Annotated in this window: 17 protein-coding genes and 1 pseudogene; 5 read left to right on the forward strand and 13 right to left on the reverse strand. The window is 66.8% G+C overall.

Features of this window, described 5'->3' with window-relative positions; translation table 11 throughout:
* Positions 1 to 800: 800 nt before the first annotated feature.
* From C563_RS22600 to C563_RS0113690, 3 genes are all read right to left on the reverse strand, one after another.
* Entirely contained in the window at positions 801 to 1,655 is an 855-nt protein-coding gene (locus tag C563_RS22600; RefSeq protein WP_018761876.1) for an IS3 family transposase, read from the reverse strand.
* Positions 1,652 to 2,056 (reverse strand): helix-turn-helix domain-containing protein, encoded by a 405-nt coding sequence (locus C563_RS23040; RefSeq protein ID WP_442852938.1) that lies wholly within the window; start codon positions 2,054 to 2,056, stop codon positions 1,652 to 1,654. The genes C563_RS22600 and C563_RS23040 overlap by 4 nt, the downstream gene beginning before the upstream one ends.
* A 177-nt stretch (positions 2,057 to 2,233) precedes the next feature.
* Positions 2,234 to 4,726 carry an ATP-dependent Clp protease ATP-binding subunit gene (locus C563_RS0113690; protein WP_026264823.1) on the reverse strand — a complete coding sequence of 831 codons (2,493 nt, stop codon included), beginning with the start codon at positions 4,724 to 4,726 and terminating at the stop codon, positions 2,234 to 2,236.
* 247 nt (positions 4,727 to 4,973) lie between these two features.
* On the opposite strand from C563_RS0113690, the gene C563_RS0113695 reads away from it, so the two are divergent.
* On the forward strand, positions 4,974 to 5,615 hold the full coding sequence (locus tag C563_RS0113695; protein ID WP_231369899.1) for a hypothetical protein: 642 nt from the start codon (positions 4,974 to 4,976) through the stop codon (positions 5,613 to 5,615).
* Between the two features lie 90 nt (positions 5,616 to 5,705).
* On the opposite strand, the gene C563_RS0113700 is transcribed toward C563_RS0113695, so the two are convergent.
* From C563_RS0113700 to lysS, 3 genes are all read right to left on the reverse strand, one after another.
* Complete coding sequence (locus tag C563_RS0113700; protein ID WP_018762634.1) at positions 5,706 to 6,038, reverse strand: histone-like nucleoid-structuring protein Lsr2; 333 nt, start codon at positions 6,036 to 6,038, stop codon at positions 5,706 to 5,708.
* A gap of 142 nt (positions 6,039 to 6,180) precedes the next feature.
* Positions 6,181 to 6,357 (reverse strand): hypothetical protein, encoded by a 177-nt coding sequence (locus tag C563_RS22610; RefSeq protein WP_018762635.1) that lies wholly within the window; start codon positions 6,355 to 6,357, stop codon positions 6,181 to 6,183.
* A 2-nt stretch (positions 6,358 to 6,359) separates the two neighbouring features.
* Positions 6,360 to 7,898 carry a lysine--tRNA ligase gene (gene lysS / locus C563_RS0113710; RefSeq protein ID WP_018762636.1) on the reverse strand — a complete coding sequence of 513 codons (1,539 nt, stop codon included), beginning with the start codon at positions 7,896 to 7,898 and terminating at the stop codon, positions 6,360 to 6,362.
* Positions 7,899 to 7,966: 68 nt separating this feature from the next.
* Between lysS and C563_RS22220 the strand changes: the two are divergent.
* Positions 7,967 to 8,812, forward strand: a pseudogene (locus C563_RS22220) (alpha/beta fold hydrolase); the annotation flags it as partial.
* A 44-nt stretch (positions 8,813 to 8,856) separates the two neighbouring features.
* Here C563_RS22220 and atzF read toward each other — a convergent pair.
* Genes atzF through C563_RS0113740 form a run of 5 tightly spaced genes read right to left on the reverse strand, consistent with a single transcriptional unit; the run spans position 8,857 to position 17,552 of the window.
* Positions 8,857 to 10,719 (reverse strand): allophanate hydrolase, encoded by a 1,863-nt coding sequence (gene atzF / locus C563_RS0113720; RefSeq protein ID WP_018762638.1) that lies wholly within the window; start codon positions 10,717 to 10,719, stop codon positions 8,857 to 8,859.
* Positions 10,716 to 14,462, reverse strand: coding sequence for an urea carboxylase (uca, locus tag C563_RS0113725; RefSeq protein ID WP_018762639.1), 3,747 nt, complete (start codon positions 14,460 to 14,462; stop codon positions 10,716 to 10,718). Before uca ends, atzF begins: the two co-directional genes overlap by 4 nt.
* A complete protein-coding gene (locus C563_RS0113730; protein WP_018762640.1) occupies positions 14,459 to 15,130 on the reverse strand; it encodes an urea amidolyase associated protein UAAP2 in 672 nt (223 codons plus the stop codon). The genes uca and C563_RS0113730 overlap by 4 nt, the downstream gene beginning before the upstream one ends.
* The gene (locus tag C563_RS0113735) at positions 15,127 to 16,002 is read right to left on the reverse strand and encodes an urea amidolyase associated protein UAAP1 (RefSeq protein WP_018762641.1); all 876 of its coding nucleotides are present in this window, start codon (positions 16,000 to 16,002) and stop codon (positions 15,127 to 15,129) included. The genes C563_RS0113730 and C563_RS0113735 overlap by 4 nt, the downstream gene beginning before the upstream one ends.
* A 44-nt stretch (positions 16,003 to 16,046) precedes the next feature.
* A complete protein-coding gene (locus C563_RS0113740; protein WP_018762642.1) occupies positions 16,047 to 17,552 on the reverse strand; it encodes an amino acid permease in 1,506 nt (501 codons plus the stop codon).
* A gap of 229 nt (positions 17,553 to 17,781) precedes the next feature.
* Here C563_RS0113740 and C563_RS0113745 point away from each other — a divergent pair, with 229 nt between their 5' ends.
* Together C563_RS0113745 and C563_RS0113750 are read left to right on the forward strand one after the other, a co-directional pair.
* The gene (locus C563_RS0113745) at positions 17,782 to 18,453 is read left to right on the forward strand and encodes a TetR/AcrR family transcriptional regulator (protein WP_018762643.1); all 672 of its coding nucleotides are present in this window, start codon (positions 17,782 to 17,784) and stop codon (positions 18,451 to 18,453) included.
* A 57-nt stretch (positions 18,454 to 18,510) separates the two neighbouring features.
* Positions 18,511 to 19,347: an alpha/beta fold hydrolase gene (locus C563_RS0113750; RefSeq protein WP_018762644.1), complete on the forward strand. Its 837-nt coding sequence runs from the start codon at positions 18,511 to 18,513 to the stop codon at positions 19,345 to 19,347.
* A 16-nt stretch (positions 19,348 to 19,363) separates the two neighbouring features.
* Here the strand turns inward: C563_RS0113750 and C563_RS0113755 are convergent, their stop codons facing one another.
* A complete protein-coding gene (locus C563_RS0113755; protein WP_018762645.1) occupies positions 19,364 to 20,863 on the reverse strand; it encodes a DHA2 family efflux MFS transporter permease subunit in 1,500 nt (499 codons plus the stop codon).
* Positions 20,864 to 20,991: 128 nt separating this feature from the next.
* Complete coding sequence (locus C563_RS0113760; protein ID WP_018762646.1) at positions 20,992 to 21,558, reverse strand: type 1 glutamine amidotransferase domain-containing protein; 567 nt, start codon at positions 21,556 to 21,558, stop codon at positions 20,992 to 20,994.
* Positions 21,559 to 21,866: 308 nt separating this feature from the next.
* Here C563_RS0113760 and C563_RS0113765 point away from each other — a divergent pair, with 308 nt between their 5' ends.
* Positions 21,867 to 22,133 (forward strand): hypothetical protein, encoded by a 267-nt coding sequence (locus tag C563_RS0113765; RefSeq protein WP_018762647.1) that lies wholly within the window; start codon positions 21,867 to 21,869, stop codon positions 22,131 to 22,133.
* Positions 22,134 to 22,155 lie beyond the last annotated feature (22 nt).

The following is a 22,155-nucleotide window of genomic DNA, read 5'->3' on the forward strand; positions in this document are numbered from 1 at the left end:
TGAACTGGTCCCCGAAAGTTGGACTCGTAAATGTGCGAACTCCACGTTAGCGGCTAGTGTCGGCTTTTCACGGAAGTCCCCGTCCCACTCGGGACGGGGACTTCTTCGTCGTCAAAGTCATGCCCGCCGTGACTCAGGCAGAGTCATCACCGCTGAGGCGGACCAGGGCAGTTCTGGGACGACCTGTGGAGGCCCCAAAGTTGACGTCGAAATCCTTAGCGAGAGGCTTTAGCACCACGAGCACCGCAGCGCCCGACGAGTCATTGACCTGTTGAATAACAGCTGCAGATTCCGAGGGAGTTACGGAAAAGTCCGTGCCCTTTCGGCAGTCGTCAGTCAACAGGAGATAGACATTCCCCGACATGCTGGTGTGCTCCACAGGCTTGGTGCCCGGGAGCTCGGCATGGTGGATGGAGGGAACTGCTCGTCCTCTGCTGATGACCTCGCCACAAAGCCACACCTGCGCTTGTTGATCAGTGGAGACCTCAGGGGCATTTGATGGTGTCGTATCGACTAATGAGCACGAGACCAGCCCAAGGCCGCTCAGTGTTGTAACCAGTCCTGCAAGACCGAGGACGAGCTTTGACCTGTTCATCTAGCAGTAACCAGCGCAACGCGGACGTGCGGAATATCCATGTGCCCCTCCCCAGAAGGCCTCTATCCTGACACTGGTGCGATCCTCCTCCCTCCGAAGCCGTGACGCAAGGTCTCACTGTCGGAGAGAGTAGCCAGAGCAGGCTAAGCGTTTGCAGGGCTTAGCGATTCTGTCAGTGTCGGGTCAGCGATGGCTGCGAGTGGACCTATGACGCAAGCATCTGAGCCCGGTACTGAACCGGGCTCCTCCCTTTGAGCGTGGTGGAGATTCTTTCGGTGTTGTACCAGTGGATGTATTCGTTCAGCGCCGTGGTGAGTGCGTCGGTACTGAGGAAGCGGACACGGTGGAAGAGTTCCTCCTTGAGGTGCCCAAAGAAGTTTTCCATCACCGCGTTGTCGTAGCAGTTGGCTTTGCGGGACATGGATTGGACCGCACCGGCCTGCCCCAAGAGAGTGCGCCACGAGATGTGCTGGTACTGGAACCCCTGGTCGGAATGCACGAGCGGCTGCTGCCCAGGCTCCAGGCGTTCAAAGGCGCCACGCAACGAGTTGTTAGTCAGATCCAGGTTCGGGGATGTGCTGATGCTGTGGGAGATGATTTGCCGGTCGAAGAGGTCCATGACAGGCGAGAGGTAGAGCTTACGGTCTCCAACGCTGAACTCGGTCACGTCCGTGACCCACTTCTGGTTTGGGGCAGTGGCATCGAACTTCCTGTTCAGGAGGTTCGGCGCGATCATGCCCGCCTCGCCTTGGTATGAGTTGTAGCGTTTCCTGCGCCGCACCTTGCAGAGCAGGCCGAGTGTCCGCATCAACTTCAGCACGGTCTTTTTGGCAACCGTCCAGCCAAGATTGAGCAGTTCACTGTGCACCCGCCGGTGCCCGTACCGCCCATGGTTCTTCTTAAAGATGTCGCTGATGGACGCCTTGAGTTCCTCTTGCGGGTCAGCGGCTTGAAGGCGCGCCTGGTGGTAGAAAAACGTGGATCGTGCCAGGCCCGAGACCTGAAGAAGAAGCGGCAGCGGGAAGTCAGCCTTGAGGGCGATGAGGGCCTGGACCTTCACCTTTGTTTTGGAGCCCTCAAGGCTCGCAATTTTCCCAGATACGCGACTTGGGCCCGCAGGCGTTCGTTCTCCCGCCGTAGCCGTTCTAGCTCGGATACTTCGGCAGGCGGTGGGGAGTCAGGCTTCCGGGGTCTGCCCTTGGGCTTGGGGCGTAAGGCGTCCACGCCTTCACGACGGTAGGTACGCACCCACGACTTGAGTAGCAGGGCCGAAGATAAGCCGGCCTCTTCAGCCAAGGCCGGTGCAGTCTCACCCGCGAGGAACCGTTGCACCAGGGCGAGCTTGAATTCGAACGTGTACGACTGAGCAGGCTTCGTCACCAGCGCACCTTGACCATGGATCCTCCACCGCCGATACAGCCTCTTAACAGGCCCACGAGAGTCACGAGACACACCGAGCATGGTGGCGGTCGCCGTGTAAGCAAGGCCCTTCTCAAACCACGCTACAGCCGTTGCGCGCTGATCGGCTGACAAAGAACTACTTGAACGCAAAACTGCTCCCCGGAAGTCGAAACTGAATTTTCAGTCCAACTTTCGGGGAGCAGTTCAAGGGGAGCGGCGGGGCTTTGGCTGTGGAGGCTAGACGCTTGGGGCGATCTCCGGGATGCGCGGCTTGGCGTTGCCGGCGAAGGTGAACTTCGCGTCGTCGCCTTCGCCCTCGACATCCACCACGACGATGTCGCCGGGGTGGATCTCGCCGAAGAGAATCTTCTCGGAGAGCTGGTCCTCGATCTCGCGCTGGATGGTGCGGCGCAGCGGCCGGGCACCCATGGCGGGATCGTAGCCGCGGGTTGCCAGGAGCACCTTGGCGGCCTTGGTGAGCTCGATGCCCATGTCCTTGTCCTTGAGGCGCTTCTCCAGGCGGGTGACGAACAGGTCCACGATCTCGATGATCTCGTCCTGGGTCAGCTGCGGGAACACCACGACGTCGTCAACACGGTTCAGGAACTCGGGGCGGAAGTGCTGCTTGAGTTCCTCCGTGACCCGTGCACGCATGCGGTTGTAGCCGGTCTGCGTGTCGGTGCCGGACTGGAAGCCGGTGGCGACGCTCTTGGAGATGTCCCGGGTACCCAGGTTGGTGGTCATGATGATCACGGTGTTCTTGAAGTCCACCACGCGGCCCTGGGAGTCGGTCAGGCGGCCGTCTTCCAGGATCTGCAGCAGCGAGTTGAAGAGGTCCGCGTGGGCCTTTTCCACTTCGTCGAACAGCACCACGGAGAACGGACGGCGGCGGACCTTCTCGGTCAGCTGGCCACCCTCTTCGTAGCCCACGTAGCCCGGAGGGGCACCGAAGAGCCGCGAGACGGTGTGCTTCTCGGAGTACTCGGACATGTCCAGGGTGATGAGGGCGTCCTCTTCACCGAACAGGAACTCGGCGAGTGCCTTGGCGAGCTCGGTCTTGCCGACGCCGGTGGGGCCGGCGAAGATGAACGAGCCACCGGGGCGCTTGGGGTCCTTGAGCCCTGCACGGGTGCGGCGGATGGCCTGGGAGAGCGCCTTGATGGCCTCGTCCTGCCCGACGACGCGCTTGTGCAGTTCTTCTTCCATCTTGAGCAGGCGCGAGGACTCTTCCTCGGTCAGCTTGAAGACGGGGATGCCGGTGGAGTTGGCCAGCACCTCGGCGATGAGGTCCTCATCCACCTCGGAGATGTCGTCCATGCCGCCGGACTTCCAGTGCCGTTCCTTCTCCGCGCGCTCGGAGATCATCTTCTGCTCCTTGTCACGAAGCGAAGCTGCACCTTCGAAGTCCTGGGCGTCGATGGCGGATTCCTTCTCCATCTTCAGCTTGGCGATGCGCTCGTCCATGGCCTTGAGCTCCGGCGGAGCGGTCATGCGGCGGATGCGCAACCGGGCGCCGGCCTCGTCGATCAGGTCGATCGCCTTGTCCGGCAGGAAGCGGTCCGAGATGTAGCGCTCGGCGAGGCTTGCGGCGGAGGCGAGGGCACCGTCGGTGATGGTGACGCGGTGGTGTGCCTCGTACCGGTCGCGCAGGCCCTTGAGGATCTCGATGGCGTGGGCCACGGAGGGTTCCTTGACCTGGATCGGCTGGAAGCGGCGCTCCAGCGCGGCATCCTTCTCAATGTGCTTGCGGTACTCGTCCAGCGTGGTGGCACCGATGGTCTGCAGCTCGCCGCGGGCCAGCATGGGCTTCAGGATCGAGGCCGCATCGATGGCGCCTTCGGCGGCACCGGCACCCACCAGGGTGTGGATCTCGTCGATGAACAGGATGATGTCGCCGCGGGTGCGGATCTCCTTGAGGACCTTCTTGAGCCGCTCTTCGAAGTCGCCGCGGTAGCGGGAACCTGCCACCAGGGAGCCGAGGTCGAGTGTGTAAAGCTGCTTGTCGCGGATGGTCTCCGGGACATCGCCGCGCACGATCGCCTGGGCCAGGCCTTCGACGACGGCGGTCTTGCCGACGCCGGGCTCGCCAATGAGGACAGGGTTGTTCTTGGTGCGGCGGGAAAGGACCTGCATGACACGTTCCATTTCCTGCTCGCGGCCGATGACGGGGTCCAGCTTGTTCTCGCGCGCAGCCTGGGTCAGGTTGCGGCCGAACTGGTCCAGGACGACGGAACCGGCGGGTGCGCCTTCGGGCTGTCCGCCACCGACGCCTGCGCCGGTGGTTTCCTTGCCCTGGTAGCCGGAGAGGAGCTGGATGACCTGCTGGCGGACCCGGTTGAGGTCTGCGCCGAGCTTGACCAGCACCTGGGCGGCGACGCCCTCACCCTCGCGGATGAGGCCGAGCAGGATGTGCTCCGTGCCGATGTAGTTGTGGCCCAACTGGAGGGCTTCGCGCAGCGAGAGCTCCAGTACCTTCTTGGCACGGGGGGTGAAGGGGATGTGGCCGGAAGGAGCCTGCTGGCCCTGCCCGATGATCTCCTGCACCTGCTCGCGAACGCCGTCGAGCGAAATGCTCAAGGACTCAAGAGCTTTAGCGGCAACACCCTCACCCTCATGGATCAGACCCAAGAGGATGTGTTCGGTACCGATGTAATTGTGGTTCAGCATGCGTGCCTCTTCTTGGGCAAGCACAACTACGCGACGGGCACGGTCCGTAAATCGCTCAAACATTTCGCCACACTCCTAGCTACGACGTACTTTGATGCTACGTGGCCGGTCCGGAGTTGTGGAGCGTGTTCGCCACAGGGGAAACATGGGTCTTCGCGGAATAATGCCGCGCCCCCTCCAAAGGACCTGGGACACCGGGCATCAGCGGTCAAAGGAGTACATCAAAGAACCCTTGTCCCCGGCCGGGTGTTGCGCCATTCTTGGCCATAACAGCGGGCCTGGCCGCTTCAACGGGAGCAACGAGGGCAGCGTGAACCAACAGGGAGGGCGGGAGATGCCGAAGGTGGACCTGGAACGCGTCAGGCGCCCGGCGGGGGTTGCACTCGCGGCGGGCGGGGTTTGGCTGATCGGCATCAGCCCGGTGCCGGGGGTATACCTTGAGCCCGACGCTGCGCGGCGGCTGGACATGCTCCGCAAAGGGCAGCGCTGGTGGGTGGCGGGACAACATGTCGCCGCGGCGGGAACCGCTGCCATGCCCGCGGCGTTTGCCCGGCTGGCCCTCGCCCTCCCGCCGGGAAGGAGCAGGGCACTCGCCGGCACAGCCGCCGTCGCACTTGCCGCCGGAGCGCCTCTGTTCGTCTCCGAGCTTGCAGTGCGAGCATCGGACCTGGAGCGCTTCGCGGCGCGCCGCGTCCCGGCATGGCCCTTCTACGCCTATGCGTGGCTGCATGTGCTCGCGCTCGGGTCCCTCTCCGGCGCCCTGGCAACCTTGCCGCACCGGAAAAAGGAAGCGGCAGCGGTTGGCCTTGCCAGCGTCGGATGTGCGGTAGTGCTGGCGAAAACAGGCGATATTCCGCCTTTCGTGTTCTATGTCACCGAGCAGTTTGCTGCCGGCAGCCTGCTGCGCCGTGAATCGCGCCGCGGCGAATCCCCGGGTGCGCTGCGGGAGTAATTCCGCCCATACCCTTATTACGTGCCGCAGACAAAAGCCCTGCCTCCCCAAGGCGGGAAGCAGGGCTTTTTAGCCAGGTTGGCTCCGTAGCTAGGAATTTGCCTTTTGGTAGGCCTCCTGGATTTCAGCCTGAATTCGGCCGCGGCTGTTAACGGTGTAGCCGTTATCCCGGGCCCATTGCCGGATTTGCGCCGAATCGTGGCTGCGGCCGCCGGTGGGAGCCTTGGCCCGCTGGGCGGTGCGACCTCCGGTAGCCTTGCGTGCAGCGTTAATGAACCTCTCCAGTGAAGACCGAAGTTCAGCGGCATTGGCTGCCGACAGGTCAATCTCGTAGTTGACCCCATCGAGGCCGAACTTAACATTCTCGTCTGCGGATCCCCCATCCAGATCATCAACGAGGATGATGTTTACTTTCTGTGCCATTAAAAGTCTTCCTCTTGCTGGAAAGTTCGATTTTCAGAAAAGCAGGATGTTTCCCTAAAAAGTATGACTCTTATGTTGGCAACGCGTCAAAGCGCCTTTTGGTTCCCGGTGGATAAAGGCGGAAAGTCGGCGGGGATTTAATCTATTGCGATTCCGGCCGGGGGCCGTCGGCGGGCCGCGCCGGGAGCGAATCCGCCTCGGCCTGGGCACGGGCCTCGGCCTGGCGCTCAGCCTTGTCCGCGTTGAAGATCGCCTTCATGGCAAACCAGAAAATCAGGCCCACCACCAGGGAGGGAAGAATGACGGCTACGTATTCCATGGTCAGTGCCCTTCGGGCTTCAGCAGCGGGAACAGGATGGTTTCGCGGATACCGGCTCCGGTGAACAGCATCACCAGCCGGTCGATGCCCAGGCCGATGCCGCCCATGGGCGGGGCGCCGTACTCAAGGGCGCGCAGGAAGTCCTCGTCCAGCTGCATGGCTTCGACGTCGCCGGCGGCCGCGTGCAGGGACTGCTCGGTGAGGCGTTCGCGCTGGATGACGGGGTCGATCAGCTCGGAAAACGCGGTGCCGCGTTCCATGCCGCCGATGATCAGGTCCCAGGCCTCGATCAGCCGGCCGTCCTCACGGTGCGGGCGGGCCAGCGGCTGGGCCGAGGGCGGGTAGTCGTACACGAAGGTGGGGTTGAGCAGGGTGGGCTCCACGATTTCGCCGAAGAGCTCAACCACCAGCTTCTCGGCGTCCCACTTGGGATCAACCTTGACCTCGTGCTTGGCCGCGAGCTCGCGGAGCACGTCCACGGAGGTGTCCGGCGTAATGTCCTGCCCGACCGCCTCGGAAAGCCCCGGGTAGACGGGCAACCAGGCCCAGTCGCCGTCGAGGTTGATCTCCCCCGCTTCGGTCTGCAGCACGCGTCCGGCACCCACGGCGTCCGCGGCGTCAAGGATGATCTCCTTGATCCGTTCGGCCATGACGAACTGGTCAGCCCAGGCCTCGTAGCACTCAAGGGTGGTGAATTCGGGGCTGTGGGTGGAATCGACGCCCTCGTTGCGGAACACACGGCCCATGTCGTAGACGCGGTCGATGCCGCCCACCACTGCCCGCTTGAGGTACAGCTCGGTGGCGATCCGGAGGGTCATCTTCTGGTCGAACGCGTTCATGTGGGTCTCGAACGGGCGTGCCAGGGCGCCGCCGTGGACCAGCTGCAGGATGGGCGTTTCCACTTCCACGTAGCGGTGGCGGAACAGCGTTTCGCGGATGGAGCGGGTGATGGCGGCCCGGGTGTAGACCATTTCGCGGGCTTCGTCACGGACCATCAGGTCCACGTAGCGCTGGCGGACGCGGGTTTCCTCGTTCAGGTCCGCGTGCAGGACGGGCAGCGGGCGGAGGGCCTTGGATGCCATGGACCAGGATTCGGCCATGACGGAGAGTTCGCCGCGGCGGGAGGAAATTACCTCGCCCTTGATGAACACATGGTCGCCCAGGTCCACCAGGGCTTTCCATTCCGCGAGGGCTTCCTCCCCCACGTTGGCCAGGCTCAGCATGGCCTGCAGGCGTGTGCCCTTGCCGTCGGTGCCGCCCTCCTGCAGGGTGGCGAAGCAGAGCTTGCCGGTGTTCCGGACGAAGACCACCCGGCCGGTGACGCCCACGGTGTCGCCGGTGGTGTCGTCCGCTTCGAGGTGGGCGTACTTTTCCCGGATCTCGGCGAGGGAATGCGTGCGTTCCACTCCCACGGGGTACGCCTCCGCGCCGCGCTCAAGAAGTTTGGCGCGCTTTTCCATGCGGATCCGCATCTGCTCGCTGGCGTCGAGGGGCTCCGGGGCGTTCTTGGGCGCGGGGGTGTTTTGGGAAGTCACAATCATCAAGTTTACCGGGATTTGGCCACCCGGACTTTCAGCTGGCCCGCAGGCTTGCCCCCTAGGATGGGCGGGTGAAAGAACGGGTACTTCCAACGCACGACGGCGGCAGGCTGGCTGTCTACAGCTACGGCACCGCGGATGCGCCGGGAGAACGGCGCGTCGTGGTGATCGGCGGCGCGTTCCTTACCGCCTCGATCTACCGCCCCTTCTCGGTGGAACTGGCGAAGGGGCTGGGCGAGGGCTGGGCGGTGGACGTGTACGACCGGCGCGGCCGGGGCAACTCCTCCGAGCAGCCGCCGGGCTACTCCATGGCCACCGAAATTTCGGATGTCCGGACCGTGATGGATGCCACCGGTGCCCGGAACATTCTGGGCCACAGCCTGGGCGGGGCGGTGGCGCTCAACGCCGTCCAGGAGTTCACTGGCACCGGGTACGTGCCGGACAAACTCGCGGTGTACGACGCCGCGGTGAACATCGACGGCAGCATCGACACCGCCTGGCTGGACGGATTCGAGGACGCCGTCAACAACGGCAGGGTTGGCCGCGCCCTGGCGTACATGAAGAAGGCCACCAGTCCCGGCTCCGTCATGGCACGGATCCCGGTTCCCGTGCTGGCCGGCCTGATGGCCGTGCTGTCCCGGACCAAGGTGAACACATTGTTCCGCGAGGTGATGCCCAGCGGAGTGGGTGAGCTGCGTGCGGCCTTCGACGAAAAGGACCACGCGCGGGACTTCAGCGTGCTGCCGGCCGGCACGCATTTCATGGCCGGCGGCAAGAGCCCCGACTACTACAAGGTGACCGCGGAGCGGCTGCACGCAGCCGTTCCGGGCAGCACCCACCAGCTCTCACCCAAATGCTTCCACGGCTCCATTCCGGCGGCGGTCAAGGAGCTCGTGGCTGATGTCTCGGCGTACTTCACCGGCGGTAATCCGGGCGGCGCCCCGCCCGGATTCCTCCGGAGCTATCCCCGTTCCCCGCGGCTGAAGCCCGCCAAGGCAGCCTCCCCCAGGTCCCGCCACACGGTCCGCGGCTTCGGTTCTTTGCTCCGGTCAGCCAGCCAGTCGCCCCAGGCGGTGATGTCCTCCCCGCCCGCGGCGGCCACGGCGTCACAGGCGAAGCCGACGGCGGCCGTCCCGTCACGGAGCTGGACCGACCCGAGCAGCATTGGCTCGGGAAGGGCGGCCAGGAACGTCCCCAAGGCCGCGGGCGGCAGCAGCCACCGCTCCCCAGCCAGCTCTGCGCCGTCGTCGGACCGGTACACGCCGGGCTTCGGCGGCACCGTGTCCAGTGCCACCATCCGATAGCGCGCAGAAGTGCGAACGGGCCCGTCCCAGAAGGCGCCGAGTTCCTCAAGCTCGCGGGCCAGCGGCTGGCCCTTGCGGTGCGCGCCCACCACCACCAGCGGCAGGGCCGTTGCGCCGGCGGCGACCGGCCAGGGAATGGGCGACGACGGCCGGGCGGCTCCTGCGGCTGCCTCCAGTCCTGCGGCACCAGGCGCCGCCCCGGCCGCGAAGAGTCCAGGCTGCGCTGGGTTGGTTTCCAGCCGGCGGGCGATGTCCGCCGCCACGGCGTCATCGAACGCCCGGCCCACCACCGTGACGCCGAACTGGGCGCCGTCCACCCCGCCGGCCGGGACAGCCACGGCACAAAGATCGAACAGGTTGCAGAAGTTCGTGTAGGTGCCCAGCAACGAGTTCACCCCCACCGGATCCGCGGCAACCTCTGCCAGGGTGGGGTGGAACGGCGCCGTCGGAACCAGGAGGGCATCGAAGCCCTGGAGGCGGCCCATGGCGGTGGCCTTCAATTCCTCCAGCCTGGCGGTGTCGGCGACGTACCGGGAGGCGGACACCGTGCCGGCGGCACGGATGATGCCTTCCACGGTGGAATCGATGCCTGCACGGCCGCCCGTGCCGGCGTCGTGCTTTGCCAGGAAGTCCCCAACTGCAGCGTGGCGTTCGGCCACCAGCGCTCCGTCGTAGAGCAGCCGTGCTGCCTGGAGGAACGCGTCGAACTCGATCGCTTCGGCATCCACCCCGCTGGACCGCAGGCGGTCCACCTGCCGCTGGAATTCCGCAGCCCACTCAGGCGGCAGGGCCGGGAGGCTCGCGGGGTAGGCCACCCGGGGCCGGGACGGCGCCGCGAGCTTTGTGTCCGCGGGCCACGCCCGGGCACCGCCGGCCATGATGCCCATGGCGAGCTCGGCCGTGGCCAGGTCCCGGGCGAAAATCGTGACGGCGTCCCAGGACCGGCAGGCCGGCACCACCCCTGCCGTGGAGACCACGTTCAGCGTTGCCTTGATGCCCACGATGCCCTGCAACCCGGCGGGAACCCGGCCGGATCCTGCCGTGTCGGTGCCGATGGCGATGTCCACCAGTCCCAGCGCCACGGCCACGGCGGACCCGGAGCTGGACCCGCCGGAGATCCGGTCCGGCCGGCGGGAGTCCCGGACGGCGCCGTAGGGGCTGCGCGTTCCCACCAGGCCGGTAGCGAACTGGTCAAGGTTGGTGGCGCCGAGGACCATGGCACCCGCGGCGCGGAGCCGCGCCACGGCTTCGGCATCCTGCTCCGGCACGTAGGCGAAGCCGGGGCAGGCCGCCGTGGTGGGAATCCCGGCCACGTCAACGTTGTTCTTCACGGCCAGCACCAGTCCGGCCAGCGGCAGGTGCGCACCCCGGGCAACGGCGGCGTCGATGGTTGCCGCTTCGGCCAGGACGTCCTCGCGGCCGCGTAGCGTTATCCAGATTTCCGGGCGGTCCACGGCGTCAACCGCGGCCAGTGCTGCTTCGGCGCGCCGCGTGGCGGCGCCTGCGGGTGCCGGGTTCATACCGTGGCCCCTTCCAGTTCGAGGTCCTCCACCTCGAGCAGCGCAAGGTCGCTGCCGCCGAGGACAACCACTGCCTCCCCGGCAACCACCTGCGAACCCGCCGTGGGCAGGACACGGAGCACCACACCGTCGCACGGCGCCTCCAGGACTGTCTCCATTTTCATTGCCTCCAGCGAGACCAGCGGCTGGCCCTTCGCCACCCGGTCGCCCTCGGCCACATCCACCTTCCAGACGCTTGCGGCGAACGGGGCGGAGACCAGGGACCCGCCGTCCGGAACCACCACGTCATCTGCTGCGGGGGCGGCGACGGCGGCGAGCGCCTCGGCACGGTCGAACTCGCCGGCGTCAGCCCAGGCCTGCCGTTCCACAGCGAAAGCCGCACCCTGCTTGTCCCGGAATGCCTCGATGGACGCGCGGTTTTCGGCCAGGAACTGTTCGTGCTCAGCGAGCGAGAACGTGCCGTCCTCGATCTCCACGCCGCGGCCGCGGCCGGCCGCCATGTCGGCGCGCAGGTCCAGGAGTTCCTCCGGACTGACGGGATACCAGGAAATCCGGTCGAAGAAACGGAGCAACCAAGGCGATCCGGGTTCGAACGGAGCGGAATCGGCGTACCGGGACCACACCTGGGTGGTGCGGCCCACGAACTGGTAGCCGCCGGGGCCCTCCATCCCGTAAATGCACATGTACGCGCCGCCGATGCCCACCGCGTTCTCCGGCGTCCAGGTGCGCGCCGGGTTGTACTTGGTGGTGACCAGGCGGTGCCGCGGATCCAGCGGCGTGGCCACAGGCGCACCCAGGTACACGTCGCCCAGGCCCAGGACCAGGTATTCGGCATTGAAGACGGTGTCGAAGACGTCGTTGACGGAGTCCAGGCCGTTGATCCGGCGGATGAACTCGATGTTCCACGGGCACCACGGTGCATCATCCCGGACGCCTGCCATGTATCGTTCGATCGCCTCGCGGGTGGCGGGGTCGTCCCAGGACAGCGGCAGCCGGACGGTGCGGCTGGGAACCACCAGCTCGGAGCTCGCCGGCAGGGCTGCCTCGACCTCCTGAACCAGGCCCAGCAGCCGGCGGGTGGACAGGACGGACGGGTCCACCTTGATCTGCAGCGACCGGATACCCGGGGTCAGGTCAACAATGCCGGGCACCCGGAGCGCTTCGATGTGCTGGTGCAGGGCGTGGACCCGGGCCCGCAAGCCCAAGTCCAGCACCATGTCGCCGTATTCCACCAGCAGGTTGTCATCGCCGGAGCGGCGGTACGTGACCGCGGGCCGGCCGGAACCTTCCGGCACCCGGCCCAGGACGCCGTCGTCGCCATCTCCGCGGACCGGCCCCGGCGCTACGGCTGCCGCTGCCGGAAGCTTCAGGGCGGCACTGCCGGACCAGCCGGCGTCGCCCGGGAGGACCAGCTGGCGGCCGGGTCCCAAGTCCGCGGCCGACGGCGCCTGGCTGGCTTTGATGGGCACGAACCGGACCTTGTCCCCCGGACGGAGCTGGCCGAGCTTCCAGCGCTCGGCCGTCACGACGGTGACGGGGCAGACGAACCCGCCCAGGCTGGGCCCGTCCGGGCCAAGCAGGATGGGGGTATCGCCGGTAAAGTCCAGGGCGCCCACCGAGTAGGCGGTGTCGTGGATGTTGGAAGGGTGCAGGCCTGCCTCGCCGCCGTCGGTCCGCGCCCAGCGGGGTTTGGGGCCGATGAGACGGACGCCGGTGCGGGCGGAATTGAAGTGCACCTCATACTCCGCGGCATACAGGTCCTCGATATCTTCGCGCTGGAAGAACTCGGGGGCGCCGTGCGGCCCCTCGGCCACGGCCAGTTCCCAGGTGGACACGAGGACGGGGCGGCTGTCGGCGGGCACCGCTGCAGCCTGGCCTGCGGCCGGTACCCCATCCACCGTGACCGCGCGGAGTACGTCGCCGGCGCGCAGAACCCGTCCGGCGTGGCCGCCGAACTGGCCCAGGGTAAAGGTTGACGCGCTGCCCAGGTAGGCGGGAATGTCCAGGCCGCCCTGGAACAGGATGTAGCCGCGCAGGCCCTTGCCGGTGGCCGTGCCGACGTCGAGCGTCCCGCCTGCCGGGACGGTCACGGGGGTCCAGGCGGGCACCTCCACGCCGTCAACGGTCACTGTGACCTCCGCGCCGGTGACGCAGACGGTGGTGGCATGCGTGAACACCAGGCTGGGTCCAGTCATGGTGAACTCCAGGCCCGGGACCCCTTCGGGGTTGCCCAGCGCAGTGTTGCCCAGGCGGAAGGAGAGGTCATCCATGGGGCCGCTCGGCGGAACGCCGATCTGCCAGAGCCCGGTGCGTCCAGGCCAGTCCTGCACGCTGGTCTGCAGCCCGGGTCGTTCCACGGTGATCCGCGGTTCGGGGTCTCCCACGTTGTCCAGGGTGCTGGTGGAGTGCTCGACGGCGCGGACCACGTCCATGCCGCTCACGGCGCGGAGCAGCCCTAGGTTGGTCTCGATGCCATCGATCCGGGTCTTGCCCAGCGCAACGGCGAGGCGGTCGAAGGCCTCGGTGCGGCTTGCGCCGAAGGTGATGATCTTGCCCAGGAGGGGATCGTAGTTGGTGGAGACGTCGGTGCCGGTCTCCACCCAGGCATCCACGCGCGCTTCCTCCGGCCCCGGGTAGGCGGCGCTGGTGACGGTTCCGGCGCTGGGCTGGAAGCCGCGTGCCGGGTCTTCGGCGTAAACGCGGGCCTCCACGGCGTGCCCGGATACCGGCAACGCATCGGGCACGTCCGCCAACACCGTGTGGGCTTCGGCGCCGGCCTGGGCGAGGCGGAGCATCCATTCCACCAGGTCCACCCCCGTGACGGACTCGGTGACGGGGTGCTCCACCTGGAGCCGGGCGTTGACTTCCAGGAAGGAGGCTTCCTTGCGGGCGGAGTCGTAGACGAACTCGACTGTGCCGGCGGAGCGGTAGTTAAGGGAGGCGCAGAGGGCGCGGGAGCTGCGGTGCAGTTCCTCGCGCAGATCGACGGGCAGGTCCGGGGCGGGGGCCTCCTCGAGGACTTTCTGGTGGCGGCGCTGGAGGGAGCAGTCCCGGTCGCCCAGGCTGACCACCCGGCCTTCGCCGTCGCCAAAGACCTGGACCTCCACGTGGCGGGCGTTCTCCACATACCGTTCGGCGAAGACCCCTGCGGTGCCGAAGCTGGCACCGGCAAGCCGGGCGACGCGGGGGAAGCTGTCCACGAGCTCGGCCTCCGTGCGGCAGACCGTCATGCCGATCCCGCCGCCACCGCCGGTGGCCTTGAGCATCAGCGGGAACCCAATGGTTGCGGAGGCCGCGACGGCGGCGTCCACGTCCTCAAGCAGGCCGGAACCGGCGATCATGGGCACCCCGGCCGCACGTGCGGCGTCGCGTGCGGTGTGCTTGGTTCCGAAGATCCGCAGCTGTTCGGGGGTGGGGCCGACGAAGACCAGGCCGGCAGCTTCCACGGCCTCGGCGAAGGCCGCGTCCTCGGACAGGAAGCCGTAACCAGGGTGGATGGCGCCGGCGCCGGTTTCCTTTGCCGCGGCCAGGATCGCCTCCACCCGGAGGTAGGACTCCTTGGCCGGCGCAGGCCCCAGCAGCACAGCCTCGTCGGCGAGCCGGACGTGCTTGGCGCCGCGGTCGGCCTCGGAGAAGACGGCGATGGTGCGCAGCCCCAGTTTCCTGGCAGATTCGATGATGCGGCACGCGATTTCGCCGCGGTTGGCGACCAACAGGGTGTCGAAGAGTTTTGAGGTGGTCACAGTGCAGCCTCCGGCCGGGTGACGATCATGCGGACGGGCGTGGGGTTGAAGCCGTTGCACGGGTTGTTGATTTGCGGGCAGTTGGAGACGAGCACCAGGGTGTCCACCTCCGCCTTCAGCGCAACGCGCTTGCCGGGGGCGGACAGTCCGTCCACGATCCCCAGGGCGCCGTCCGGGTCCACCGGGACATTCATGAACCAGTTGATGTTGGACACCAGGTCCCGTTTGCCCAGGCCCCAGCGGGAGCCCTCGATCAGGAAGTTCTCCACGCAGGCGTGCTGTTCACGGGTGTGTTGGCCGTAGCGGAGGGTGTTGGATTCCTGCGAGCAGGCGCCGCCAATGGTGTCGTGCACGCCCACTTCGTCCGCAACAACGGTCATCAGGGCAGCACCGGTGTCGGCGCGCAGGACCGAACCGGTGGTGAGGACGATGGACTGCTGCGCGGCGATGGTGGCTGCAGCCGAGTAGCGCACGGTGGTGTCCCCGGCTGCGTAGAGCAGGCAGTCAACGGCCTGGTTGCCTTCCAGGTCCACGATGGTCAGCACGTCGCCGGCTGCCACCACTGCCGACCAGGGGCCGCGGGCTTCGACAAATTCGTCCAGGATCAGGGTGCCGGGGGCCAGTGCCGTGCCTGCAGCGTCCGGGCGGGTCTCAATGGCGGTGTTCATCGGGCGTTCCTTGCGGTGAGATCGTGTTCGGTATTGAGCAGGGCCTGCAGGTGTTCCGGGGCCAGTGGGCCAACCAGGCGGCCTGCTTCGAGTTCGCGAAGGTCCTGCGGCGCGTGCCAGGCAAGGATGTCCACGGCAGTTCCGGTGAACTCCCGGCGGGGGTCCAGCGGGTGCGCTGTGTTGGCCAGGACCAGGACGGCGTCCAGGTGGAGAAGGAGCTCGACGGCGGCACCGGGGCCTGCGCTGCCGGTGAAGGTGATGCTGCCGGCCGGGTCAACGGTGATGCCCTTGAAGAAGGACAGCGACGGAGCGACGTCCCGCGGACCCATCCCGTTCTTCAGGGCGCCCAGCGTGAGCAGTTCGCGCGCCGCCGGAGATGCGCTGTGGACTGTTCCCGCACCGTATTTCGCGGTGTTGCCGGTGAGCGTGGTGGCGCCCGTCAGGGCATCATGCCGGGCGGAGGTATCGGCCACGATGGTGGCCATCAGCCGGCCGGCGTCGGACAGCAGCGGGTGCCCGGCAGCGGGATAGGCCTGCCACGGGACCTTGACGGTGTCGGCGACATTCAGTCGTTCGTGGGTGGCACCGGTCCGGTACAGGAGCGCATGGACGCAGCCGTCGCCGGCGGTATCCGTGAGCCGGATCCGGGTGCCGCGGGCCAATGCCATGGTGGTGTAGCGGCCAAAGGCGAGGGACTCCGCCCAGGTGGGGGACGCGTCGTCGGGCATTCCGGACAGGAGGCGCCCTGGCGCGGAGGCGGCCGGGACGAAGCGCATGGTTTCGGCGGTCTTGCCTTGCTGGTCCCTGGCGTGGGCGCGGGCGCCGGCCGTGGTGGCGGTGCCGGCGGCGGCCGTTTCGATGGTCTGTGTCATGGTCGAGGTCCTGGTTGTTGTCGGGAACGATGGGAATTTAGGGCTCAGGCCTTGGTGGCTGCGAGGTTCCTGCGCCGGACCCAGACGCCCAGGAGGAGGACGGCGGCGACCATGAGCGGTGCGGACCACAGGAGCAGCCCGTTGTCGCCGGAGGGGTCGTACACCTCGGGCCGGGGCCAGGCGAGGTTGACCACCATGAGGCCTCCGTAGAGGACGGCGAGGATGTTGACCGGCAGGCCCCAACGGCCCAGGGAGAACAGGCCGGCAGGCATGGTCTGGCCCACCCGCGCCCAGTCACCGCGGAGGCGGTTGATCAGCTGCGGGACGGTGACCAGGAGGTAGGCGATGTAAACCATCACGATGCAGACGCTGCACAGGGTGGTGAAGAGGGCAGCGTTGCCGACGTTGATGGCCAGCACGGCAACTGCCAGCGCGCCGATCACGATCGAGGGCCACATGGGCGTCCCGCGGGTGGGGTGAACGGAGGAGAGCAAGGCCGACGCCGGGAGCTTGCCGTCGCGGGCCATCGAGAATACGAGCCGGGAACCGGCGGTCTGGATTGCCAAGGTGCAGACGAAGATGGCAATGGCAACGTCAACCAGCAGGACCTTTCCCCAGAAGGTTCCCAGGACAGCGGTGAGGACGTAGGGCAGGCCTTCGGTGGCGAGGCGGCCGTCGTCGAGGCTGGGGGCGGCCATCAGGGCGGTGATGATCATCAGGGCGCCGCCAATGCCGGAGATGAGCAGGGCGGAGAGAATGGTCCGCGGTGCGGTGCGGCGCGGGTCCTTGGTTTCCTCGGAGAGCTCCCCGGCGGAGTTGAAGCCCACCATGACGTAGGCGGCCATGAGCCCCGAGACCAGGAAGGCTCCCACGGCGCCGAGGTCCGAGCCCTCAAGGACGGTGGTGTCCGCCACCACGTCCGGACCGCGCTGGGCGGCGCTGATGAGGGCGAGGATCACGGCTGCGACGCCGACGATTTCGCAGGTGACACCGACGGAGTTCACGTGCGCCATGAGCTTGACGCCCAGGGAGTTGATGATGGTGGTGGCCACCAGCAGGACGGCACCCAGGATCACCGCGTTGGATGCCCCGGTGACGGTGTTGAGGGCGGGGTCACCACCCACCACCTGGAATCCGTCCCACAGCTGGGGCAGGACCACCTGGAGGGCGATGGCTGCGGCTGCCGCGGTGACCACCTGCGCGATGGCCATGAACCAGCCGGCAAACCAGCCCACGGCCTCCCCGCCGACGCGGCGCGCCCACTGGTAAACGGCTCCGGAGAGCGGGTAGCGGGCGGCGAGTTCGGCAAAATTGAGGGCCACGAGCAGCTGGCCCACCAGCACTACCGGCCAGGTCCAGAAGAACGCGGGACCAGCGAAGGAGTAGCCGAAGGCGAAGAGCTGGAAGATGGTGGTGAGGATGGAGACGAAGGAGAAACCGGCGGCAAAGGAAGCGTAGCGGCCGAGCTTTCGGTGCAGGGTGGGCTGGTAGCCAAGGGACGTCAGGTCTGCATCGTCCTGGTGGACGGTGGGAAGAACGGTGGATGTCATGGGAATCTCCGGGGCTGGAAAGGGATCTTGGGGGCGAAGCCTTCCGGCAGTGCAGCGCTCGGCCGAAGGCTGCGGATTACCGGTCACTTGATAGTTTTCCAGCGCGATGTCCCCAAACAGTTTCCCCTCTGTAAAAGGCGGATAGACATCTTGTTTCGGGGATATTTCCATCCCCTCACCGTTCCCGCAGGGCACCTTCGAGCCCGCTCTGCGGTGCAAGAATGAGTCGGTGACTTACGCCGGACCGGGACGCCCCCGCCACCAACAGCCATCACGGCCAGGCGCCACCGCCCGCGACGAAATCCTCGATGCCGCGGCGGAACTGTTCACCACCCAGGGTTTCGCCAGCACCTCCACCCGGTCCATCGCGGACGCGGTCGGGATCCGGCAGTCATCGCTCTACCACCACTTCAAGACCAAGGACGACATCCTTGAGGACCTGCTCGAGGGAACGGTGTCCGGCGGCCTGGAGTTTGCCCGGGCCGTGGCCGCGCTGCCCGCCGGCAGCACAGGGACCGAAAGCCCGGCCGGGAGCCGGCTGCACGCCGTCGCACTGTATGACGGCACGCAACTGTGCAGCGCACGGTGGAACCTCGGCGTCCTCTACCACCTGCCCGAGGTCCGGAGCACGCGTTTTGCCCGGTTCCTGGCCGACCGGCAGGAACTGCGGCGGCTCTACGGGGAACTTGGCAGCGGCCTGTCCGCCACCGCCTCCGGGCCGGACGGCGGCGACTTCACCTTCCGCCTGGTCGAATCGCTGATCTACCTCCGCGCGGACGGTGCGGCAAACGCAGAATCGGCCCTGCAGGCGGCGGATGCCGGGCTCATCCTTTGTGGACTCGGCGCGGAACTCCCGGCCATCCGCGCAGCCAGCAGGGAGCTGATCAGGCGGCTCGCCTGAGCCTGGCCGCACCGGCCAGTGATGCCCGCACCCGGCTTGCTCGGCTAGGCTCGGAACATGACGCGAGAGAACATCAGGACCCCCGACGGCGGCACTGTGGAGCTCTTCTCCACCGGCGCGGAACTCGCTTCGGCTGGTTCGGGCGTGGTGGTGGTGCCGCCCTCCATGGTGACGGCTGCGGACTACACCAAATTTGCCCAGAAACTGAGCGCCGCCCTGGGCCGGCCGGTGCACACGTTCAACCGCCGCGGCCGCGGCTCATCGTCCCCGCAGCCCGAGGACTACACGCTGGACGTGGACATCCGGGACCTGGACACCGTCATGAAGCACACCGCCAGCACTGACGTCTTCGGCCACAGCTTCGGTGGAGCGGTTGCCCTGCACGCGGCACGGACGCTGCCGGTGGAACGGCTGGCCGTCTACGACCCCGCCGTCTCGGTGAACGGCAGCGTCACGGCTAGCTGGATCGTGGAGTACGAACGCGCCGTTGCTGCCGGAGACGACGACCGGGCCCTCGCGGTGATCCAGCGCGGCCTTGAGGCCGGCGGCACGTTCTCCTCGCGCATGCCGCTGTCCATGCTGACGCTGGCCAACAAGCTGACCGCGGGCACCACGGAGGGCAAGCAGCAACGCGAACTGATGCGCACCGGCGTCCGCGAGATCAAGGCCATCATCGCCGCAGACATGCCGGCCGAACCGTTCCAGGCGCTCCCCCTGGAGACGCTGATCGTGGTGGGCGAAAAGAGCCCTGCCTACTTCGGCATCGCGTGCGGCCAGATCCACGACGTCCTCTCCGGCTCCAGCTACACCATCCTGCCCGGCTTCGGCCACGACGGCGCCATCAAGGCCCCCGACAAGCTGATCAAGGAACTGAGCGACTTCTTCGCCGGCTGATCCCGGCCCGGTTGGGCTAGTGGGCGCCGTGGCCCGGTCCGGCGCCTTCAGTCTTGCGCATCATTGCGGACAGCACGACGGCGGCAAGGGCTATGACGGTTGCCGTCAGGAAGGCGGCGCTCATCCCGGCGACGAGCCCCGACGTCGCACTCACCACGGCGAAGATGGACACGAGCAGCGCCGTCCCGGCGGCGCCGGCCACCTGCTGGGTGGTGCTCATGATCGCGGAGCCGTGCGAGTAGAGGTGCGGTGGCAGCGGGTTCAGGCCGGTGGTGAAGGCTGGGGTGAACAGCAGGGCCAGGCCGAAACTCAGCCCGACGTGCAGGGTGATGATCCACCACACCGCCGTGCCGGCGTCGAGCATTGAAAACTGCCAGAGCGTCACCACCATCAGGATGGATCCCGTCACGGTGAGCGGCAACGGGCCCACCCTGTCGAACGCGCGGCCGATCACCGGGCCGAGCAGCCCCATGGCCAGGCCGCCGGGGAGCAGCGCGAGTCCGGTTTCCAGCGAGCCCAGGCCCCGGACTTCCTGCAGGTAGAGCGGCAGCAGGATGACCCCGCCGAACAATGCCATCATGGCCACCACCATCAGCAGGACCGAGACGGTGAACATCCGGAATTTGAACGCACGCAGGTCCAGCAGCGGCGCAGCGGCTTTCTGCAGGCGGACCTGGCGGAGAATGAAAACCGCGAGGGCGGCCACGCCGATGACCAGGGCGGCGATGGCTGCGGCGCCGGGACCGGACTGGCCGCCGTGGCCGCCGCCGATTTGGCTGAGTCCGTACACAAGGCCGCCGAACGCGGGGACCGTGAGGAGCACGGAGGAGAAGTCCAGCTTGGTCTTCTCCGCCTCACCCACGTTGGTGAGGAATTTTGCGCCGATGGCCAGGGCCGCCAGCGCCACCGGCAACACGAACACGAACATGAAGCGCCAGGTGAAGTGTTCGAGGATCAGCCCGGAAACAGTGGGGCCCATGGCCGGGGCGACCGAGATGGCGATGCTGACGTTGCCCATGACCGCGCCGCGCCTGGCCAGCGGGACCAGGGTGAGGATGGTGGTCATCAGCAGCGGGAGCATGATGGCCGTGCCGCCTGCCTGGACGATGCGTGCCAGCAGGAGGACTTCGAATCCGGGGGCCACGGCGGCAAGTGCGGTGCCGCCGGCAAACAATCCCATGGCCAGCATGAAAACGGCCCGGGTGGACAGGCTTTGCAGGATGAAACCGGTGGTGGGGATGACCACGGCCATGGTGAGCATGAACCCGGTGGAGAGCCACTGGACCGTGGGTGCGTCCACGCGGAGGTCCACCATGAGCCGCTGCAGGGCGACGTTCATGATGGTCTCGTTGAGGATCACCACGAACGTCGCCACCAGCAGCGTGCTGATGATGGTCACTGACTCCCGGGACATCTTCTCCGGCGCAGCGGGCCCGGTGCCCGTGCGGGGTTCCGCGACGGTTCCTGCGGCGGGAACGGACTGGCCGCCGGCGTTGGGAGAGACTTCGGTAGACATGGGTGTTCCCTCAGGGGTTCTTGAAAGTGATGGGCGGTCGGCGCCGCTGCAGATGCCAACACTCTACCCGCTGGAGTAATTCCCCGGCACGGGAATTTCCCCTAAACCCTGAGGGAACAGTTGGGGCTTTAGGCTGTCTGGCCCGCGTGCCGGCCTTCCGAGATCTCCTCCACCAGCTTGCTGTTGAATGCCGGGAGGTCATCCGGGTTGCGGCTGGTCACCAGGCCTTGGTCCACCACAACTTCCTGGTCCGACCAGTTGGCGCCGGCGTTCTTCAGGTCCGTCTCAAGGGTGAAGTAGGACGTGACGTTCCGGCCCTTGATGACTCCTGCATCAATCAGCAGCCACGGCCCGTGGCAGATGGACGCCACCGGCTTGTGCTGTTCAAAGAAGCTGCGCGTGAAGGCCCGGGCGTCCTTGTCCACCCGCAGATGGTCCGCGTTGACAACCCCGCCGGGAAGGACCAGCGCGTCATAATCGGAGGGATTTGCCTCCGCCACCGTGAGGTCGACGTCGAAGGTATCGCCCTTGTCCGTGCCGTTGTAGCCCTGCAGCTTGCCGCTCTTGGGCGCCAAAAGGGTGGGCTCGCCGCCGGCGTCCTTCACGGCCTGCCAGGGACTGGTGAGCTCCACCTGCTCCACGCCGTCAGTCAGCAGGAATGCGACCTTCTTGCCTGCGATGTTGTGCTCCGACATAGCTCCTCCTTGCCTGAGGCGGACCATGCACCACTGCGGTGCCCGGATCCGCTTCCAGAGTTGAATTCCTGACAACTTCCACCCTAGGAAAGGTGAAAGTGATAAGCAAGCTGACTATATTGGAATCCACGTGACGCCGTGGTGGCGGTTCCTTCCCGGGACCTTCGACTCTGGCGGTGCGGCTGTATGCGGGATTGGGGTACAGACAGGACCCGGTTTCCGGCAGTAAGGTTTCACCTACGCGCAGTGCTCTCGTAGCCGCAGCGGCCACCCCACGGGCCACTTCGGACTGGTGCAAGGAGGCCCCGATGACAGTAGAGCGAATGTTCCAAGGCGTCCCCTCGGACCCGGACCCGTGGATGTCCGGCGACACTCCCGAGGACGTCCGGCAGTTCGCCATCGAATCGCTCCGGTGGCAGGCGCAGGAGATTATCGATGAGGTGCTCTGCAGCAAGGATCCGCGGGAAGAGTGGGTGCGGGACCGGCTCCGCGGGTGCGTGGCCAGGAATCCCGGGCGCCCGGAGCGCGCGCTCCTCGAACAGCTCATGAACAGCCCGGACAGGCCGGGCTGGTAGCCCGGGCCATGTGACGCCGGGC

Origin of the sequence: Arthrobacter sp. 135MFCol5.1, from assembly GCF_000374865.1 — a bacterium.
GTDB lineage: Bacteria > Actinomycetota > Actinomycetes > Actinomycetales > Micrococcaceae > Arthrobacter.

What these genes read in the sequence shown, in the direction of transcription:
- C563_RS23040 (WP_442852938.1), bottom strand. Translation starts at nt 2,056, where the DNA reads ATGCTCGGTGTGTCTCGTGACTCTCGTGGGCCTGTTAAGAGGCTGTAT.
- C563_RS0113690 (WP_026264823.1), bottom strand. Translation starts at nt 4,726, where the DNA reads ATGTTTGAGCGATTTACGGACCGTGCCCGTCGCGTAGTTGTGCTTGCC.
- C563_RS0113700 (WP_018762634.1), bottom strand. Translation starts at nt 6,038, where the DNA reads ATGGCACAGAAAGTAAACATCATCCTCGTTGATGATCTGGATGGGGGA.
- C563_RS22610 (WP_018762635.1), bottom strand. Translation starts at nt 6,357, where the DNA reads ATGGAATACGTAGCCGTCATTCTTCCCTCCCTGGTGGTGGGCCTGATT.
- lysS (WP_018762636.1), bottom strand. Translation starts at nt 7,898, where the DNA reads ATGATTGTGACTTCCCAAAACACCCCCGCGCCCAAGAACGCCCCGGAG.
- atzF (WP_018762638.1), bottom strand. Translation starts at nt 10,719, where the DNA reads ATGAACCCGGCACCCGCAGGCGCCGCCACGCGGCGCGCCGAAGCAGCA.
- C563_RS0113730 (WP_018762640.1), bottom strand. Translation starts at nt 15,130, where the DNA reads ATGAACACCGCCATTGAGACCCGCCCGGACGCTGCAGGCACGGCACTG.
- C563_RS0113735 (WP_018762641.1), bottom strand. Translation starts at nt 16,002, where the DNA reads ATGACACAGACCATCGAAACGGCCGCCGCCGGCACCGCCACCACGGCC.
- C563_RS0113740 (WP_018762642.1), bottom strand. Translation starts at nt 17,552, where the DNA reads ATGACATCCACCGTTCTTCCCACCGTCCACCAGGACGATGCAGACCTG.
- C563_RS0113750 (WP_018762644.1), top strand. Translation starts at nt 18,511, where the DNA reads ATGACGCGAGAGAACATCAGGACCCCCGACGGCGGCACTGTGGAGCTC.
- C563_RS0113755 (WP_018762645.1), bottom strand. Translation starts at nt 20,863, where the DNA reads ATGTCTACCGAAGTCTCTCCCAACGCCGGCGGCCAGTCCGTTCCCGCC.
- C563_RS0113760 (WP_018762646.1), bottom strand. Translation starts at nt 21,558, where the DNA reads ATGTCGGAGCACAACATCGCAGGCAAGAAGGTCGCATTCCTGCTGACT.
- C563_RS0113765 (WP_018762647.1), top strand. Translation starts at nt 21,867, where the DNA reads ATGACAGTAGAGCGAATGTTCCAAGGCGTCCCCTCGGACCCGGACCCG.